Here is a 539-nt window from a genome sequence, read left to right as displayed (position 1 = left end):
CCGTAGATATAATCGGATGCCCTTCCTGCACCGGTATCGAAATCTTTTTGATAGGCATTGAAAATGTTCTGCACTCCCGCGTTCAATTGCAGCGTGGAATACTCGAGGACGGGAATGTCGTAAGACAATTTTGTATGCAACTCAAAAAAAGAATTTACCCTTTCGATTTTATTTTCCGATGCAAACCGGTCTTTGGCAGGGTCGCCTTCCCCTTTCACGTGGGGCACGTACATCCGCCCGGTATAGTTTCCCGAAAGCGTTGCTGAAAAGCGGGTCGCCGGTTTCCACGTGGTGACGAAATACCCGTAAGTATCGGGAGTGCGCATGAACTCGCGATACCCGCCTACACCTTCTATCGGTTCCTGGGCCTGGTCAAACAAACTTTTCTGAAACGTTACCCCCAGTTGCAGATCTAACAGGCGGCCGTATGCCATTCTTCCTTCCAGGTTTATGCCGTATACTTTCGCGTTTTCACCTTTGGCATTTACCACCAGTTTTTGTCCTTCTACTTCCGGGTCGTCAATGGCAGTAATCTTATT

1 pseudogene is annotated in these 539 nt (G+C 48.4%); it reads right to left on the bottom strand.

Annotated elements, in window-relative coordinates:
• A pseudogene (locus tag B3B27_RS06825) lies at nt 1–539 on the bottom strand (TonB-dependent receptor); the annotation flags it as partial.

Origin of the sequence: Proteiniphilum sp. UBA5463, from assembly GCF_002427225.1 — a bacterium.
Lineage (GTDB): Bacteria > Bacteroidota > Bacteroidia > Bacteroidales > Dysgonomonadaceae > Proteiniphilum > Proteiniphilum propionicum.
This window is presented reverse-complemented; position numbering and strand designations above follow the sequence as displayed.